Source organism: Nocardioides flavus (ex Wang et al. 2016), from assembly GCF_014653115.1.
In the GTDB taxonomy this organism is placed as follows: domain Bacteria; phylum Actinomycetota; class Actinomycetes; order Propionibacteriales; family Nocardioidaceae; genus Nocardioides; species Nocardioides flavus.
The window spans coordinates 1-15,927 of sequence record NZ_BNAD01000027.1 but is presented as its reverse complement, the minus strand read 5'-3'; the positions used below and the strand labels follow the sequence as shown (position 1 = coordinate 15,927).

Sequence of the window (15,927 nt, the reverse complement as noted above, 5' to 3'; positions counted from 1 at the left end):
CCGCTGCCGAATCAACATCGTCCCCACCAACGACCCCGAGATCGGAGCCGACGACCTGCCAGCCCTGACCGCCTGAACCATCACGAAGGAGAACGCAGCGCTACACCACTACCCGGGACTTGACCCTCGTCGTCGGGCGGTTCGGGCGGGGTCGTGGCTGATCGGCGCTGGTGGCGTTCCGGCGGTGCTCACTGATGACTCAAGCTCGCGGGGCGGCTGATGCAACGGCGTGCGCGCTCGCGTGATGGGAGGGGCCCGGCGTCCTACTCAGCGCGCGGTCCCGAACTGGGTTCGGGCTGCAGAGTCAGCGCGACGTTGATCCGGGCCCCCGCCACCAGGCGCGGGTCTGTCGAACCGGTCGTCCTTGTTGCCGGCCGAACCGTAGCTGTCGGCTGCGCAGGTTCTTGAGCCGGTTCCGGCTGATCACGACCACGGTCAGGTCGGCCAACATGTACGAGTTCACGCTCGCTGGGGCGATGGCAGCGTCGGTGGCACTGGTGTTCGGGCTCCGCAACGAGGTCATCCGCCCCCTGGCAGCGTGGGCTGTGCTCATCGTGCTGCTCGCGCTCGGTCTTGCCATCGCCGTGTTGTGGACACCGGCAGGAGAACTCGTTCCGGTGCTCGACTCCTACCGGCTGGTCGTCCATGTCGCCGCTGCCGTCACCGCCGGAGGCATATTCACGCTCGGTTTCGTTTCCGCCGTGGCCTACCTGATCCGCGCGGGCCAAGGGCGGGACGAAGCAGGGCACTGAACCGGGTCTCTTACACCCTGCACCTCGTCGCGTTCCCGGTGTGAACCTTTGCGGTCATAGCAGGCGCGCTCTCGGCCGAGAACGCGTGGGGACGCTACCGGGGTTGGGACCCCAAGGAGACTTGGGCCTTCATCACCCGGGTCGCCTATGCCGCCTACCCGCACGCACAGGCAACCCCTCGATGGCGCGGGAAGCGGGCTGCAATGCTGGCCGGCTGGGGTACTCGGCTTTTCTCTTCAACTTCTTCGGCGTCAACTTTGTGGATCCCCGGGCTGCACTCGTATGCCGGGATCCGATTCGGTGGATCACCCGATCCGCACGACGCCTCCGGCCTCGACGGAAGTCAGGCCGTCGGCGCCCAGGTATCTGACCGACACCCGACGACGGCCGGGCCTCAGACCCTTGAACCGTGCAGATGCCCGCCCGTCGACGAGCTGGACAGAACGCCGACGGCCTCCCAAGCTCACCTCGACGTCTCCGGAGGGACTCACCGACACCCCCGCAGGGGCCTGGACAGTGACTTTGATCCGAGCCCGGCCAGGTCCGCCGGCGGCGCGGACCTTGGCGCTCGGAACTGCAGTCACCGGGCCGACAGCCGGAGCGATCTGGTTTGCCTGTCCTCGTCCGTCGTACGTCGCGATCACGCGCGCGGCCAAGTGCGTTCCGAAGTCCTCGGGTGCGGCTACATAGGCTGCCTGGGTCGCACCGAGGATCTCCATCCCGTTGCGAAGCCACGCGATCGCCAGGGTGACATCCGGCGGATCGTAGGCTCCCGGCTGCAGGAGCAGTTGGGAACCAACGCTGGCCGTGCCCGTGATCGTTGCTGGGGACAGGATCTGCACGGGCTGCGCAGAGGCCTCGGCTGCTCGTATGAGCTTTCCTGCACGTCGGCGGATGACGGGGAGGGCGTCGTACAGGTGCCGCCCTGGACACGCCGTCTGGTTGGTGTCGCGGTGTCCATCGATGACCCGCAACACGACGAGGTCATTGGCGTCGTAAAGATCGCTGCCTTCGGATCGGACACGAACCCTGCCCCTCGGCCAGCCACCATTCTCGTGCACCTTCCACGCTGCGATCTGCGCCACGGACCGGAGGACCGAGCGGGCCGGGCGCACTTCGTCGAAGTTTCCGATCACAGCGATGCCGGTCGAGGACGAGTTGAATCCTCGCGTGTGCGCGCCCCGTACCAAGCGCTCCGGTCCCCCGGCACGCCCCTCCCAGACCCCGCCGAAGCGATCGACGAGAAAGTTGTAAGCGATGTCGGACCAGCCCAGGTAGTGGGTGTGGTAGCGGTAGATGCCACGAATGAGTGTCGGCACCTGATCGCTCGAGTAGTCGTTGGCGTTGGCAGTGTGGTGGATGTGGACCTGCTGCATCATGTGGTTGTAGGCGGGTCGGCCATTCCGCCAGGTCTCGTCCGCACCCCAGTCCTGACGGGAGAACAGCATCGGCTCCAGCACCGCCGGCGCGCTCTTGCTCGACAAGGAACCGATCGAGCGTGTGCCAAGCAACGAGTCCGACCGTCTTAGAAGATAAACAGCGTGCCCAGCTGGCACGACACGCCGAGGGAGTGGTCGCGGGTGCAGTGGTGGCAGGTGCTACTTGTCTTCGGCGGTGCCCCGGTGTTGCTTTTCTTCTGCATCTGGGCGTTGGTGTGGTTCACGACCAAACCCTCGGCCGTGCCGCCAGGTATCGCTAAGCCGTCCGGTGTTCCCAGCGGTGGCTCCCCTCCGATGGCTTCCCAAGGCGCGGAGATGCCATCCGCCGCGCCTGACCCGCAACCGGGTCACGCGCACGACGCGGCCAGCGACCAAGGATGGCCCGAGCGAGACGGGACGTGATGCTGGCTCTGGCGATGAGGCTGACTGTGGTTCTGACGACCCTGTCCCTCCTCGCGGCATCGGGGACGGCTGCAGTCGGTGCGGATGACCTCCACGACGCACGCGATGGCGCCGCGAGCCGTATCCAGCGCGCCGAGCGCCGGGTGGGGGAGTCGAGCGCGGGACTCGCGGCCGCGACCGAACGCCTGCAACGTGCCCGCATCAGGCTCCAGGACGCCAAAGCGGAGCTCGCTGCGATGGAGAGTGCCGTCGTTGCCGCCCGTGAGCGTGACCAGGCCCTGCGGTTGGATCTCCGGGACGCGGAGCATCGTCTCGGCGATGCCCGAGCGACCCTCTCCTCAGCGGTTGCTGGGGTGACAGTCCAGGAACAGGCGGTTGTCGACACCGTGGTCGGTCTCTACCAGGGGGATGACCCTGCGCTCTTGGCGCTGAGCTCGCTCCTGAACTCAGCCTCGACCGAGGATCTGGTGCGTCGCCAGTCGGCGACGGAGGCTCTGTTGGACAAGCAGACCCGCGTGTACGAAACGCTTCGGGCCACCCAGGTGCTGGCCGAGGTCGGCGAGAGACGGGTTGAGGAAGGCGCACTGGAGGTGGCGACCAGGCAGCGAGCGGCTGCGGCAGGTCTTGACGACTTGAAGAAGGCGCGCAACCGAGCTCGGTCGGCTGCCCAGGAGGTCCGGGAATCGGTGCGGCAACGTCGGCGAGCGCGTCAGAGGGCAGAGCGCACACGCGCGCGCGACCTCGCTGTGCTGCGCCGGGCGGAAGCCGAGGAAGCCCGAATCCGCGAGCGCATCCGAGCTGCGGCGCGCCGTCGGGCCGCGCAGGCGGCGCGAGGCAACGGCGCGGTCGTTGCCGATGGCTTCCTGATGGCCCCCGTCGCCGGTTCTGTGACGTCCCCCTTCGGCTACCGGGCGCACCCGATCTTCAAGTACTGGGGCCTGCACGACGGAATTGACTACGCGGCCGCCTGCGGTCAACCGCTGTGGGCCGGCGCCGCGGGGGTGGTGACGTCGATGTACTACTCGGATGTCTACGGCTATCGCCTCTTTGTGGACGTCGGTGGAGCCGGGGGCAAGGGCGTGACGCTCGTTTACAACCACGCTGCTGGTTACTCGGTGGACGTCGGCGATCGCTTGCGCCGTGGACAGGTCATCGGGTCCGTCGGCAACTCGGGCTGGTCCACCGGATGCCACCTACATTTCACGGTGCTTGCCAACGGGAATCCAGTCGATCCGGGGGACTGGTATTGATCGGCGACCCGTTGAAGGTCTGGCTGGCGAGGTTCATCGTGCAGAGCAGTGAAGGAGTGCAAATGAAGGGCCTTCTGGCGTTCGTGGCAAAGGCCTTGTTGGCGGCCACGCTCGTGGTCATCGGCGCCTGGTTGACGTACTACGGCCTCGGCGCAGGAGGTGGCGGCACGTCCAGGTCGTGGGCAACATTCGGCCCCCTCCTCGCTGGGTTGGGTGTCGCGCTGGTCATCGTGACGGTCAACGGCCGCAGAAACGGGTGAGGTAGAGGTGACGCTGGCCATCTACTATGTGACGTAGGATCACACCTGTGACTGAAGATGCTGAGGTGACGCAGCCGCCGCGCACCGTGACGGCCCGCCGAAGGCCCATGCTCAAGGCCGCGGGTGGGTTGGCGGCCATTGCGGCCGCGGGGGCTTCGGTGCGTTTGCTGGATATCGACTCGGGTTCGCGCCCCCGGCCCGGCGGACTCGTGCTGGAGACCCACGAGACCTCCGACATGGCCTCATTCGAGATGCCCGTCGACGATGACTCGCTGCGTGCCGCCGGAACGCAGCGTTGGCGCTCGGCGAAACTCGACACGACGACGTACACCATGGCGGCGTTCATCTGGGCGGCCGACAGTGAGGCTTCGCCTTCGTTCCGTATCCGCTCGCGTCGGGGTGGCGACTGGGGACGGTGGACCGCGGTGCCCCCCATGCACGGGGGGCAGGACGCGGGAGCAGAAGGTCGCTCGGAGCACACAGGGACCGAGTTGCTGTGGGTCGGGCGTTCGATCGCCATCCAGTTCGAGGTCTCGGGCGCCCGTCCGGACAAACTGCGGCTCGTCCTGCTCTATCCCAGGCCCAGTATCGTAGTAGATAGGGACTCACCACCCGGACCGCCGCGCCGCCGGCGGCCGAGCCGGCAGTAATCACCCCTGCCGCTGTGACAACGACGCCGACGTCGATGAGACCGCAGCCCCCCGATCGACACGGATGACGGGCTGGTCGACCACGAGACCCGCGTAGGGCGCCGAGTACGGTCAGATGTTCCTCAATGTGGCGCTCGAGCACCACTCGCACTAGGTCGACGTCGAGATCGCCACCTTGGACTCGGCCGCGACAGCGGCGGTGGAGATGGCCTGGAACCGGCGCAGCCGCAGGCTGTTGGACACCACGAACACCGAGGAGAAGGCCATCGCGGCGCCCGCGATCAGCGGGTTGAGCAGACCGAGGGCGGCCAAGGGCAGTGCCGCGACGTTGTAGGCGAAGGCCCAGAACAGGTTCCCCTTGATGGTCCGCAGGGTGCGGCGAGACAGCCGGATCGCGTCGACAGCGGCGCGCAGGTCGCCGCGGACGAGGGTGAGGTCCGAGGCCTCGATGGCGACGTCGGTGCCGGTGCCCATGGCGATGCCGAGATCCGCGGTGGCGAGCGCGGCGGCGTCGTTCACGCCGTCGCCGACCATCGCAACCGTGCGGCCCTCACGTTGCAGGCGCTCGACCACGGCCACCTTGTCGGCCGGAAGCACCTCAGCGATGACTTCGTCGATGCCCACTTCTGCGGCCACCGCCCGGGCTGCCCGTTCGTTGTCACCGGTCAACAGCACCGGCCGCAGTCCGAGCTCCTTGAGCTCGGTCACGGCCAGCGCGCTGGTGGGCTTGATGGCGTCGGAGACGACCAGCACGCCGCGGGCTGCGCCGTCCCAGCCTGCGGCGATGACGGTTCGGCCTTCCTGCTCGGCAGAATCGACCACCCGTGCGAGGTGCGGGTCGAGGGGTTGGCTCCATTCCTGGGCAAGCCAGCCGGGCCGGCCCGCCACCACCGCGTGGCCGTCAACGACCCCAGCGACGCCGAGGCCCCGGGACGAGGTGAATCCCTCAACGTCGGGCAGCTGCGGGTCGAGTCGTTGGCTGGCGCCCGTGGCGATGGCTTGACCGATCGGGTGTTCTGATGCGTTCTCGAGGGCCCCGACCAGCCGGAGCAGGTCGACGCCGTCGACGCCGGCGGCGGGGACGGCCTCGACGAGTTCCATCCGTCCGGTGGTCACGGTGCCGGTCTTGTCCAGGACGATGGTGTCGACCACCCGCGTGGACTCGAGCACCTCGGGGCCCTTGATGAGCACGCCGAGCTGGGCCCCGCGGCCGGTGCCGACGAGCAACGCGGTGGGTGTGGCCAGCCCGAGGGCGCAGGGGCAGGCGATGATCAGCACCGCCACTGCGGCGGTGAACGCCGCGGTGACGCTGTGGCCGGTCAGCAGCCAACCGGCGAGCGTGGCCAGGGAGAGAGCGATCACGATGGGAACGAAGATCGCCGACACCCGGTCTGCGAGGCGTTGAACCTGCGCCTTGCCGTTCTGGGCGTCCTCGACCAGCCGTGCCATCTGGGCGAGCTGGGTGTCGGCTCCGACTCGGGTGGCCCGGACCACCAGGCGTCCGCCGGCGTTCACGGTGGCGCCCACGACGGCGTCACCGATGCCCACCTCGACGGGGACCGGTTCTCCGGTGAGCATGGAGGCGTCGACGGCCGATGTGCCGTCCTCGACGACTCCGTCGGTGGCGACCTTCTCACCGGGCCGCACGAGGAATCGGTCCCCGACCGCGAGCTGGCTCACCGGCACGCGCACCTCTGTGCCGTCGCGGAGGACGGCCACGTCCTTGGCGCCCATGTCGAGCAGGGCGCGGAGCGCCGCCCCGGACTGTCGCTTGGCGCGGGCCTCGAAGTAGCGGCCGGCGATGATGAAGGTGGTGACCGCCGCCGCCACCTCGAGGTAGATGTGGACATCCGCCTCGCCGTCGGGGAAGAGGTCGAACGGCATGCGCATCCCGCTCATCCCCGCGTGGGTGAAGAGCAGTGCCCACAGCGACCACAGCCAGGCGGCGGAGACTCCGACGGAGATGAGGGTGTCCATCGTGGCTGCGCCGTGGCGGGCGTTGGTCACGGCAGCGCGGTGAAACGGCCAAGCTCCCCAGACCACGACGGGTGAGGCCAGGGTCAGGGAGATCCACTGCCAGTTGTCGAACTGCAGCGCAGGGATCATCGACATGGCCAGGACCGGCGCAGTGAGCACGGCGGACACGATCAGGCGCTGGCGCCAGCTCGCGGCCTCGCGGTCCCGGTCGTCGGACTCGATGTCGGCCGTGGTGTCTTCATCGCCGGCGGCCGGGCTCGGCGCGATCGCGCTGTATCCGGTGGCCTCCACCACGGCGAGGAGGTCGGCGGGGGTGAGGTGCGGCGGGTAGCTGACCTTGGCCTTCTCGGTGGCGTAGTTGACCGTGGCGGAAACGCCGTCGAGCTTGTTGAGCTTCTTCTCGATCCGCGCGGCGCAGGAGGCGCATGTCATCCCACCGATGGCGAGCTCGATGTCGCTGAGCTGGCCGGGCGTGGTGGTCTGCTGGGTCATGATGGGTTTCTCCTGCCGGGGTTGACTTGTCGCGCGGACGTGATGGTTGCGGTCCTCAGGCGAGCTGGTAGTCGCCAGCCTCGTCGAGGGCGGCGGCCACCCGCGCCTGGTCGAGCGTCTTGGTGCTGGTGACGGTGACCAAGGAGGTGCCGTCGGCGACGAGGTCGACGGTGACGTCGGTGACGCCGTCGAGGGTCTTGAGCTCGCTGGTGACGGCGCTGGCGCAGTGGCCGCAGGTCATCCCGGTGACGGAGTAGGTGGTGGTGGTCATGTTGGTCTCCTTCGTTGCGGCAGCGGCGGTCGATTCAGGTGTCATGCCGCCCGAACTCATGGTCTCGGCGTCGGCTCCGCAGCCGCATCCTCCGCAACCGCACCCACCGCCGTCTGCGGAGGCGTCGAGTAGCTGGAGGTCGCGGCTGGTGTCTGGCGTGGTCATCGGTGCTCCTTCGTGTGGCGGATGGATCATGAGCGGACAAGTCGTCGGATCGCTGCGGAGGCTTCGTTGAGCTTCTGCTCGGCCTCGGCAGGGTCCGTGGTGGGCGTCAGGCAGTGCTCGAGGTGTTGGTCGAGGAGAAGCAGTGCGACGCCTTCGAGGGCCTTGGTGGCAGCCGACACCTGGGTGAGGATGTCGATGCAGTACTGCTCCTCGTCCACCAGTCGTTCCAGGCCGCGGATCTGTCCCTCGATCCGGCGCAGCCGCTTTAGCACAGCTTGCTTCTCGGTGATGTACCCCGGTAGCCCATCTCCCTGTCCTTTCAGACATGAGCCCAGTGGGGGTATGGGCCCAGGGGACTATCATACCCCCACCGGGTATCAGCGGAAGAGGGGCTGCGGGCTCTTCATCGAACCTTCATGAAGCGCCGAGGATGCTCACGGGTCCAAGCGCGTGCGAATCTCGTCGAGGAGCTCGCCCGGGTCGAGCCACATCGAGGGGTACTCGCCGTACCAGAGCTGTTGGCCCTGCTTGTCGATGAGCACGAAGCTGTGACCGGGCAGTCCGGCGTGCATGCCCTTGCCGAGGGTCCCGTAGGCGTCGGAGACAGTGCCGTCGTCGAGCAGGAACGGTGTCGTGACGCCGTTGACCTCCATGTCCGCGAGGATCTGCTCGCGCGTGTTCATCACGATGGGCAGCACCGTGACGTCCTCGGCTGCGAACGCTTCGGCGCGCTTCTCGATCTCACCCATCTGCACCAGGCACGACTGGCAGCCGGCCCCCTCGCTGAAGTAGAGCAGCAGGTTCTCGCCGCGGTGGTCGGCCAGGGTGTGCTTCGCGCCGCTGGTGTCGGTGAGTGCGAAGTCGGTTGCGCTCCGCACGTCGGCCGAGGACTGCGGCTTGGAGGTCAGCAGCATGGCCGTCACGATTCCGGCCAGCGTGACCAGGACGGCGCCCCAGATGATCAGCCGCATGCGGCGCTCGGCGCGTCGCTGCTGCGCCATCACTGCCTCGGCCCGCTCTCGCCGTACGGCACGGCTGGTGGTCTTGGTGGAGATGGTCATTGCTCCCTCTACTTGCCGTGGACGGTGGTCTCGTCAGCGGGGACGTGGCAACCGTGGGTCTCGTCGTTGTGGCCGCCGGCGTGCTCCTCGCCGCGGTGGCGGTCGCGCAGGGTGGCGACGATGAAGATCGACGCCAGAGCTAGGACCGCGAGACCGAGGATGGGTTCGGGGACGGGATCGGTCCAGGCTGCGATTCGCGTGAAGACGCGCTCCAAGCCCTTGCCCATGGCGACTTGGAAGCCGGGGCCGCCGGTCATCTGACCGGTATTGGCGAGGTAGATGACGAAGATGCCCATGACTGCGAACGCCGCGGCGACGACGAGGTTGACGGTGTTCGTGGCCAAGATCTTGCCCGCCATCCGGATCCGGACCGGCTTGGCGCGAAGGAAGCGCTTCTCCCCCAGCCGATAGCGATCCCAGAGCAGAGCCATGACGAACAACGGGAAGACCATGCCGAAGGTGTAGGCCAGCCCGAGGGTGATGCCACCGATCGCGGACCCGGACAGCGCCGATAGCGCCATGACGCCGGCGAGCACAGGCGCGCAGCAGCTCGACGCGACTCCGGAGAAGACACCCAGGGCGAAGAAGCTGGTCGAGTCGCCACGGGCGGTGTCGGGTGCGCGGAGGAATCCCGGCAGGCTCATCATCCTCCCCGACAGGCTCAGTGCCGCCAAGGCGAGCATCAGCGCGCCACCGGCGTAGTAGAGCGGCGCGTGGTAGTTGGCGATGGCCGAGGCGACCAGGCTCATCCCGAGGGTGATCGGCACCAGCACCAACGCGAGCCCTGCGGCGAACACGAACGTGAGGGGCAGCAGCCGCCAGCGACGGTTCTTCACCGCGACCGCCATGTAGGAAGGGGCGAGGAACACGATGCAGCACGGCGCGAAGAGCGCCACGCCACCGGCGAAGAACGCGGCGAGGACCGAGCCAGTGGTGAGTAGATCACCCACGGCGCACCGCCCCATCGGTCGTGGCGGCGGCGGTTCCGGCATCGGCGTGCCTGGCAGACAGGAGCTTCTCGAGCTTGCGGCGTGGAAGGCGCCCGCTGCTGAAGTAGGCGCCCTCGACCAGGACCAGCGGGCTCATCGGTGCCCGGTGCTTGGCCATCAGGGTCCGTCCTGCATCGCTGCGCACATCCACCGACTCGACGCTCATCGGGTAGCGGACCGCAAGGACCGCGAGCGCCTGGTGTGCGTCCGCGCAGAAGTGGCATGCCTCGCTCTCCACGACGGTGATCTGGACTGGCCCGGGTGGCGGCGTCGGCAGTGGCATGTCTCCCCCAACGGTGGATGGCTTACTCGATCCAGCGTCGAGGACGTCCTCGGTGAATTGCGGTGAGGTTGTGTGAAGGTTCGTTGAAGATGCACGGACGAAGGTCCCGAGCCGCAGGGCCACAGGAACTAGTGGAGGCGGGGAATCCGAACGGTGAAGGTGGCACCGTGTCCGGGACCGGCACTGGTCACCGAGATACCCCCACCGTGTGCCTCCACCAGGGCCTTCGCGATCGCCAGGCCGATGCCCGAACCGCCGTGGGCGCGGTCGCGTGCGGTGTCGGCACGGTAGAACCGGTCGAAGAGGTGTGGCAGGTGCTCGGGAGCCACCCCTTCCCCGGAGTCCGCGACCCGGTATTCGACCCAGTGGTCGACTCGGCGGCAGGTCAACGTGACGGCTCCACCCTCGGGCGTGTGGCGCAAGGCGTTGTCGAGCAGGTTGCCGAGCACCTGGCCGAAGCGGTCGGCATCCACGCGTACGTCGCCGGCGTCTGCGAGCTCGGTGTGGAGGTGAACGCCCTTGGCGGCGTAGCGGTCCCGCGCGACCTCGACGGCGGCCTCGGCGACCCCGGCGGCCTCCATGGGTCGGAGCGTGACGTCGAGCCCCTCCTCCTCCGCTCGTGACACGGCCGCAATGTCTTCGGCCAACCGCCTCAGTCGACCGGTCGAACCGCGGATGACTCCCAAGGTGTCCTCGTCCAGGTCACGCACTCCGTCCTCGACGGCCTCCAGGTGCGCCTCGATCGTGGCGAGGGGCGTGCGCATCTCATGAGCCAGGTCCGCCAGCATGCTGCGCCGCGTCGACTCGGTCGACCCCAGCTTCTCAGCGAGCCGGTCATAGGTGAGGGCCAGCGAGGCGAACTCACCGCCGAGGCCGGGATCGGGTACGCGGGCGTCGTACCGCCCGTCTGCGATCTGCGACGCGGCCTCGGCGACATTGTGGATCGAGCGTTGGACACGTCGGCTGAAGTACCACGAGACCGCCAGTGCGGCGATCACGGAGGCGAGCAGTGCGAGAGAGGTCGACAGCAGCAGCGCGGAAGCGAAGGCCTCCTCCACGTGGCGGCTCTCGGTGGCGGTGTGCGTGTCCCCGGCCTGCAGGAGGTGACTGCTGAAGATCGTGGGCCCCACGACTGAGGCCACCAGCCACGTGGTGAGCGCACCGGCGACCAGGACCAGCGCCTGGGCGACGAGCAGCCGGGCAGCGAAGCTGGGCCGGGCACGACGGGTGGCGGCGGGGGCCATCGTGCCCGTCACTCTCCGGTGCCCATGCGGTAGCCGACACCCCGGACGGTCCGCACGAAGCGGCCCTCGACGGCGTCGTCGCCGAGCTTGCGACGCAAGTGGCCGATGTGGACGTCGACCAGGTGCTCGTCGCCCACCCAGGCTCCGCCCCACACCGCCTCGATCAGTTGCCCCCGACTGAACGCCATCCGCGGCCGCTCCGAGAGCGTGGCGAGCAGGTCGAACTCCGTGCGCGTCAAGGCCACCGGTTCTCCATCCAGCCAGACGTCGCGCCCCAGAGGCTCGATCACCAACGGGCCGAAGGTGCGCGCGTCAGGTACGTCATCTACGGGATTGCCCGCCTGCCGCGGCCGACGCAGCATCGCCTGCACGCGCGCCATCAGCTCGCGCGGGCTGAACGGCTTGGTCATGTAGTCGTCCGCACCCACAGTCAGCCCGATCAGGGTGTCGACTTCCTCGCTGCGAGCTGTGAGCATGATGACGTAGGCATCGGAGAAGGTCCGCAGCTGCCGGCAGACCTCAACACCATCGAGTCCAGGCAGACCCAGATCCAGCACCACGACGTCGGGGTCCACCGCCCGGGCCGTCTCGACCGCCTCGAGACCGTCGTGAACCACCGTCACGTCGAGGCCGTCGCGCTCGAGATAGCTGCCCAGGAGGGCGGCGAGCTGCCGCTCGTCCTCCACCACCATCGCCCGCAGGCCGGACGAGGGACGGGACGCTGCAGCACCTTTCGGCACCGAACCCGGGTTGCCATCCATCACGTCATCACTCATACCCGCCATGGTGGCAGCGCGGCGCCCGGCAGGCACTGGTGCACCCCTCAGGTCAGGCGCTTCTTCAACGAACCTTCACACGAACGCGACCAACATGCACTGGTGGCCGAGTCACGGTTAAGCACCAAGAAGACCGAAGGAGCTGAACATAATGATGGGTTGGTACCACGACGGAGTGGGCTGGGGCGGTTGGATTCTCATGACCCTCGCCATGGTCACGTTCTGGGCACTGGTTGTTTTCGCCGTCCTCGCTCTCTTCCGCGGCAGCCGAGACTCGGCAGAAGCAACGCCGGATCACCGGGACCCGATCCAGATCCTCGATGAGCGGTTCGCTCGCGGTGAGATCGACGAGGACGAGTATCACGCGCGCAGCAGCGTGCTCCGCGCGTCAGCGCACTAGCACCCGCCAACACCTGGCCGCCATTCGGACAACAAGGAGTCCTACCTTGTCTCAGATCACACGTCGTGCCGTACTCCGGGGAACCGCCGGTCTTGCCGGTGTGGCAACCCTCGGCGGCTTGGCGTCGTGCAGCCGGACCTCGGGCTCCCTCGTGGGAGCAGGTGTCGTCGGGCCGGGCGCCGACGTGGTGGCGGCCGCGGAGGCGGCGCGGCGGAGGAGCGGAGCCCGGCTGATCACGGCTCGGCTCACGCCGCGGCAAGTGACCGTGGATCTCGGCGGGCCAACGGTCACCACCTGGGCCTACGGCGACACCGTTCCGGGCCCGCTGCTGCGCGCAACCGCCGGTGACGTGCTGCGCGTCGACGTCGACAACCAGCTCCCCGACGCCACCAGCGTGCACTGGCACGGCATCGCCCTGCGCAACGACATGGACGGCGTCCCGGGCATGACCCAGGACCCGATCCCTGCCGGCGGGACGTTCCGCTACGAGTTCACCGTCCCCGACCCCGGCACCTACTTCTACCACCCGCACTCGGGCGTCCAGCTCGACCGCGGCCTCTACGGCGTCCTGATCGTCGACAGCCCGCACGGGCGGGGCCAATATGACGCCGAATGGGTCGTCGTCCTCGACGACTGGGTCGACGGCACCGGCCGCACCCCCGACCAGATTCTCGCCGAGCTGCAGCAAGCCAGCGAGGACGGCCCCTCGGGTGGCATGCACGACATGGAGGGCATGGACCACGGCTCGATGGGTGGGTCGATGGGCGGGATGGAAGCCATGCAGTCACCGCTGCTCGGTGGCGCCGGTGACATCGCCTATCCCCACTACCTCCTCAACGGCCGGACGCCGGCGGATCCGGTCACCTTGTCGGCGAAGCCCGGTCAACGAGTCCGGATCCGCTTCGTCAACGCAGGCTCGGACACTGCTTTCCGGGTCGCCGTCGGTGGGCACCGCATGACCGTCACGCACAGCGACGGCTTCCCCACAATGCCGGTGCCCACCGACGCGCTGCTCATCGGTATGGGCGAGCGCTTCGACGTCCTCGTGACGCTGGGCAATGGCGTGTTTCCGCTCGTCGCATCCGCGGAAGGCAAGAAGGGACAGGCGCTCGCGGTGATCCGCAGCGGCGCCGGTCGTCCCCCCGCAGCCGACGTCAGGATCCGCGAGCTGGCGGGCCAGGTGCTCCTCGGCACAGATCTCGCACCCGCCGAGTCCGCACGCCTGGACCGCCGGTCGACCGACCGGCGCCACGACCTCGCCCTCGGTGGCACCATGGCGCCGTACCGGTGGACGATCAACGCCAAGACCTTCCCCGACAGCGAGCCGCTGCAGCTGGTCCAGGGTGAGCGGGTCCGGTTGCGGTTCCTCAACCAGTCGATGATGTTCCACCCCATGCACGTTCACGGGCACACGTTCGCTCTGGCCGAGGGGGGCGCCCGCAAGGACACTGTCATCGTCCGCCCGATGCAGACGGTCGAGGTCGATCTCGAGGCCGACAACCCGGGTCAGTGGGCGGCCCATTGCCACAACATCTACCACGCTGAGGCCGGCATGATGACCACGCTCTCCTACCAGGCGAAGGACTGACAATGCTCGACCACTACAGCCAGAGCGAAGCCGAGATCGAAGCCGCGGGTCTCAGCCACTCAGCGGCCGACGCGGTCGAACCGCACGAGCATCGAGGGATCCTCGCCACCGCGTGGAACGCGCTGACAGCCCTCGTGGGCGGCATCATGGGCCTGCTCCCCCACCTGCTGCACCACGTGGGACTGCTCGGAGGAGCGGTGCTCGTGACTGGAGCGACTGGCAACGTGCTCTTCGCCGTCCTGGGCCTGGTCTTCTCGCTGCCGTTGCTGCGGCGCCTCTACCGGCGCTTCGGCACGTGGAAGGCACCAGCTCTCGCCCTCGCGGTCTTTGCGCTGATGTTCTCGATCTCCGCGTTCGTCATCGGCCCGGCGATCACCAGCGAACCGGCTCCCGACCGTACTCCCGTGCAGACCCCCACCCCGGAGGAGCACGAGGAGCACCACGACTGACACACAAGCACCATCGACTGGACGCACAACAGAGGAGTGGCCATGGACACCGCGGTGGCCCTCGTCCAGGCCTACTTGCACCTGAACGGCTACTTCACCGTCGCCGAATATCCGGTCCTCGACGACAGGCCCGACGGTCAAGTGCGCACGGTCACCGACCTGGACATCCTCGCGTATCGCTTTCCCGGCGCCGGGGATGTGGAGGTCCAGAGCAGCACGCGGCGCGCCTCCGAACGAGTGAGGTCAGTCGATCCCGCCCTCGGCGCCCCGGTCGACCGAGCCGACATGATCGTGGGCGAGGTGAAGGAAGGTGCTGCGCGGCTGAACCCGGCGCTGCGCGACCCGACGACTCTGGAGGTCGCGCTCGCCCGGTTCGGTTGCTGCCCTGCCGACGAGGCGGCAGGACTCTCACACACGCTGCTCAGGACCGGCCGCGCCGGGACGAGCGCCGGTCACGAGATCCGAGTGGTGGCGTTCGGCAGCGTTTCGGACTCCGTTCGCCCGGGCCCCTGGCGAACCATCCCGATGAGACACGTGGTCGAGTATCTGCAGCAGCACCTTCACGAGCACTGGCGCGTGCTGCGCCACGCCCAGATCCATGATGAGGGACTCGCTGTCCTAGCGCTGATGGAGAAGTGGGGCGTCGGGCTCACCGCCACACCCGGAGACCCCGTGCGACGGAACTCCTGACATGGCTGAGTGCGGCTGCAGTCGGGTACACAGCCCTCGTCGTGTCGTGCTCACAGGCGGCCCCGGGGCCGGCAAGACTGCCGTCCTCGAACTGGTTCGGCGTTCACTGTGCCGGCATGTGAGGATCCTGCCGGAGTCGGCAAGTGTGGTGTTCGGCGGCGGCTTTCCCCGCGAAGATCACGTCGAGTGCCAGCGCGCCGCCCAGCGGGCGATCTTCCATGTTCAGAGGGAGCTGGAGGCCGCGGGCGACGCGCACGCTCCGGCGATCGTCCTGTGCGACCGCGGCACCGTCGATGGCCTCGCCTACTGGCCCGCCGAAGGAGACGACTTCTGGAACGCGACCGGAACCACGATCGAAGCCGAGCTCGGCCGGTACGAGGCGGTGCTCCACCTGCGGACACCCAGCGCCGAACAGGGCTACAACCACCAGAATCCTCTACGCACCGAGTCGGCCCTCACTGCCGGCGAGATCGACACCCGCATCCTGGAAGCTTGGCAGCGGCATCCGCGGCGACACATCATCGAATCCACCGGCGACTTCATGGAGAAGGCGACGACGACGCTGAATCTGTTGAGGCAAGAATTGCCCACGTGCTGCGCCGCCCACCTGGGCATCACCACTCCAGGGCGATGACTCAGGCGCTGTAAAGTCCGCCTCCGACGGTCAAGTCCCGGGTAGTGGTGTAGCGCTGCGTTCTCCTTCGTGATGGTTCAGGCGGTCAGGGCTGGCAGGTCGTCGGCTCCGATCTCGGGGTCGTTGGTGGGGACGATGTTGATTCGGCAGCGGGC

At 68.1% G+C, this 15,927-nt stretch carries 18 protein-coding genes and 1 pseudogene; 10 read left to right on the top strand and 9 right to left on the bottom strand.

The features are described from left to right. Positions 1-449 precede the first annotated feature (449 nt). Together ccsA (IE200_RS21085) and ccsA (IE200_RS21260) are read left to right on the top strand one after the other, a co-directional pair. The gene (ccsA, locus tag IE200_RS21085; RefSeq protein WP_268245567.1) at positions 450-752 is read left to right on the top strand and encodes a cytochrome c biogenesis protein CcsA; all 303 of its coding nucleotides are present in this window, start codon (positions 450-452) and stop codon (positions 750-752) included. Positions 753-808: 56 nt separating this feature from the next. Beyond that, positions 809-916, top strand: a pseudogene (gene ccsA / locus IE200_RS21260) (cytochrome c biogenesis protein CcsA); the annotation flags it as partial. A 141-nt stretch (positions 917-1,057) separates the two neighbouring features. Here the strand turns inward: ccsA (IE200_RS21260) and IE200_RS20420 are convergent. Continuing rightward, on the bottom strand, positions 1,058-2,236 hold the full coding sequence (locus tag IE200_RS20420) for an N-acetylmuramoyl-L-alanine amidase (protein ID WP_191281331.1): 1,179 nt from the start codon (positions 2,234-2,236) through the stop codon (positions 1,058-1,060). A gap of 371 nt (positions 2,237-2,607) precedes the next feature. Here IE200_RS20420 and IE200_RS20410 point away from each other — a divergent pair, with 371 nt between their 5' ends. The 3 genes from IE200_RS20410 to IE200_RS20400 are packed head-to-tail and all read left to right on the top strand — an operon-like array spanning position 2,608 to position 4,753. Next, positions 2,608-3,843: a M23 family metallopeptidase gene (locus tag IE200_RS20410; protein WP_191281329.1), complete on the top strand. Its 1,236-nt coding sequence runs from the start codon at positions 2,608-2,610 to the stop codon at positions 3,841-3,843. After that, the gene (locus IE200_RS20405; protein ID WP_191281328.1) at positions 3,840-4,103 is read left to right on the top strand and encodes a hypothetical protein; all 264 of its coding nucleotides are present in this window, start codon (positions 3,840-3,842) and stop codon (positions 4,101-4,103) included. Before IE200_RS20410 ends, IE200_RS20405 begins: the two co-directional genes overlap by 4 nt. 47 nt (positions 4,104-4,150) lie before the next feature. Further along, positions 4,151-4,753 carry a hypothetical protein gene (locus IE200_RS20400; RefSeq protein WP_191281327.1) on the top strand — a complete coding sequence of 201 codons (603 nt, stop codon included), beginning with the start codon at positions 4,151-4,153 and terminating at the stop codon, positions 4,751-4,753. 150 nt (positions 4,754-4,903) lie between these two features. Here IE200_RS20400 and IE200_RS20395 read toward each other — a convergent pair whose 3' ends face one another. The 8 genes from IE200_RS20395 to IE200_RS20360 all read right to left on the bottom strand — a co-directional run bounded on the left by IE200_RS20395 (position 4,904) and on the right by IE200_RS20360 (position 12,011). Next, on the bottom strand, positions 4,904-7,222 hold the full coding sequence (locus tag IE200_RS20395; RefSeq protein ID WP_191281326.1) for a heavy metal translocating P-type ATPase: 2,319 nt from the start codon (positions 7,220-7,222) through the stop codon (positions 4,904-4,906). Positions 7,223-7,277: 55 nt separating this feature from the next. Then, positions 7,278-7,493 carry a heavy-metal-associated domain-containing protein gene (locus IE200_RS20390; RefSeq protein WP_191281325.1) on the bottom strand — a complete coding sequence of 72 codons (216 nt, stop codon included), beginning with the start codon at positions 7,491-7,493 and terminating at the stop codon, positions 7,278-7,280. Between the two features lie 191 nt (positions 7,494-7,684). Then, the gene (locus IE200_RS20385) at positions 7,685-7,981 is read right to left on the bottom strand and encodes a metal-sensitive transcriptional regulator (protein ID WP_191281337.1); all 297 of its coding nucleotides are present in this window, start codon (positions 7,979-7,981) and stop codon (positions 7,685-7,687) included. 111 nt (positions 7,982-8,092) lie between these two features. Beyond that, on the bottom strand, positions 8,093-8,719 hold the full coding sequence (locus tag IE200_RS20380; RefSeq protein ID WP_191281324.1) for a peroxiredoxin family protein: 627 nt from the start codon (positions 8,717-8,719) through the stop codon (positions 8,093-8,095). 8 nt (positions 8,720-8,727) lie between these two features. Continuing rightward, on the bottom strand, positions 8,728-9,669 hold the full coding sequence (locus IE200_RS20375) for a cytochrome c biogenesis CcdA family protein (RefSeq protein WP_229856900.1): 942 nt from the start codon (positions 9,667-9,669) through the stop codon (positions 8,728-8,730). Further along, complete coding sequence (locus IE200_RS20370; RefSeq protein WP_229856899.1) at positions 9,662-10,114, bottom strand: glutaredoxin family protein; 453 nt, start codon at positions 10,112-10,114, stop codon at positions 9,662-9,664. The genes IE200_RS20375 and IE200_RS20370 overlap by 8 nt, the downstream gene beginning before the upstream one ends. A gap of 5 nt (positions 10,115-10,119) precedes the next feature. Continuing rightward, a complete protein-coding gene (locus IE200_RS20365; RefSeq protein ID WP_191281323.1) occupies positions 10,120-11,235 on the bottom strand; it encodes a sensor histidine kinase in 1,116 nt (371 codons plus the stop codon). Positions 11,236-11,243: 8 nt separating this feature from the next. Then, positions 11,244-12,011 carry a response regulator gene (locus tag IE200_RS20360; RefSeq protein WP_456237884.1) on the bottom strand — a complete coding sequence of 256 codons (768 nt, stop codon included), beginning with the start codon at positions 12,009-12,011 and terminating at the stop codon, positions 11,244-11,246. Positions 12,012-12,210: 199 nt separating this feature from the next. Between IE200_RS20360 and IE200_RS20355 the strand changes: the two genes are divergently transcribed. Genes IE200_RS20355 through IE200_RS20335 form a run of 5 tightly spaced genes read left to right on the top strand, consistent with a single transcriptional unit; the run spans position 12,211 to position 15,772 of the window. Further along, positions 12,211-12,411: an SHOCT domain-containing protein gene (locus tag IE200_RS20355; protein WP_229856898.1), complete on the top strand. Its 201-nt coding sequence runs from the start codon at positions 12,211-12,213 to the stop codon at positions 12,409-12,411. 46 nt (positions 12,412-12,457) lie between these two features. Next, the gene (locus tag IE200_RS20350) at positions 12,458-13,999 is read left to right on the top strand and encodes a multicopper oxidase family protein (protein WP_229856897.1); all 1,542 of its coding nucleotides are present in this window, start codon (positions 12,458-12,460) and stop codon (positions 13,997-13,999) included. A 2-nt stretch (positions 14,000-14,001) separates the two neighbouring features. Beyond that, entirely contained in the window at positions 14,002-14,448 is a 447-nt protein-coding gene (locus IE200_RS20345) for a hypothetical protein (RefSeq protein WP_229856896.1), read from the top strand. Positions 14,449-14,490: 42 nt separating this feature from the next. After that, a complete protein-coding gene (locus IE200_RS20340) occupies positions 14,491-15,138 on the top strand; it encodes a hypothetical protein (protein WP_191281321.1) in 648 nt (215 codons plus the stop codon). Position 15,139: 1 nt separating this feature from the next. Next, the gene (locus tag IE200_RS20335; RefSeq protein ID WP_191281320.1) at positions 15,140-15,772 is read left to right on the top strand and encodes an ATP/GTP-binding protein; all 633 of its coding nucleotides are present in this window, start codon (positions 15,140-15,142) and stop codon (positions 15,770-15,772) included. Positions 15,773-15,927: the final 155 nt, after the last annotated feature.

Excerpts from the sequence above, each read along its gene's own strand:
- ccsA (WP_268245567.1), top strand. The coding sequence starts at position 450 with ATGTACGAGTTCACGCTCGCTGGGGCGATGGCAGCGTCGGTGGCACTG.
- IE200_RS20410 (WP_191281329.1), top strand. The coding sequence starts at position 2,608 with ATGAGGCTGACTGTGGTTCTGACGACCCTGTCCCTCCTCGCGGCATCG.
- IE200_RS20395 (WP_191281326.1), bottom strand. The coding sequence starts at position 7,222 with ATGACCCAGCAGACCACCACGCCCGGCCAGCTCAGCGACATCGAGCTC.
- IE200_RS20390 (WP_191281325.1), bottom strand. The coding sequence starts at position 7,493 with ATGACCACCACCACCTACTCCGTCACCGGGATGACCTGCGGCCACTGC.
- IE200_RS20380 (WP_191281324.1), bottom strand. The coding sequence starts at position 8,719 with ATGACCATCTCCACCAAGACCACCAGCCGTGCCGTACGGCGAGAGCGG.
- IE200_RS20365 (WP_191281323.1), bottom strand. The coding sequence starts at position 11,235 with ATGGCCCCCGCCGCCACCCGTCGTGCCCGGCCCAGCTTCGCTGCCCGG.
- IE200_RS20360 (WP_456237884.1), bottom strand. The coding sequence starts at position 12,011 with ATGAGTGATGACGTGATGGATGGCAACCCGGGTTCGGTGCCGAAAGGT.
- IE200_RS20355 (WP_229856898.1), top strand. The coding sequence starts at position 12,211 with ATGACCCTCGCCATGGTCACGTTCTGGGCACTGGTTGTTTTCGCCGTC.
- IE200_RS20345 (WP_229856896.1), top strand. The coding sequence starts at position 14,002 with ATGCTCGACCACTACAGCCAGAGCGAAGCCGAGATCGAAGCCGCGGGT.
- IE200_RS20340 (WP_191281321.1), top strand. The coding sequence starts at position 14,491 with ATGGACACCGCGGTGGCCCTCGTCCAGGCCTACTTGCACCTGAACGGC.
- IE200_RS20335 (WP_191281320.1), top strand. The coding sequence starts at position 15,140 with ATGGCTGAGTGCGGCTGCAGTCGGGTACACAGCCCTCGTCGTGTCGTG.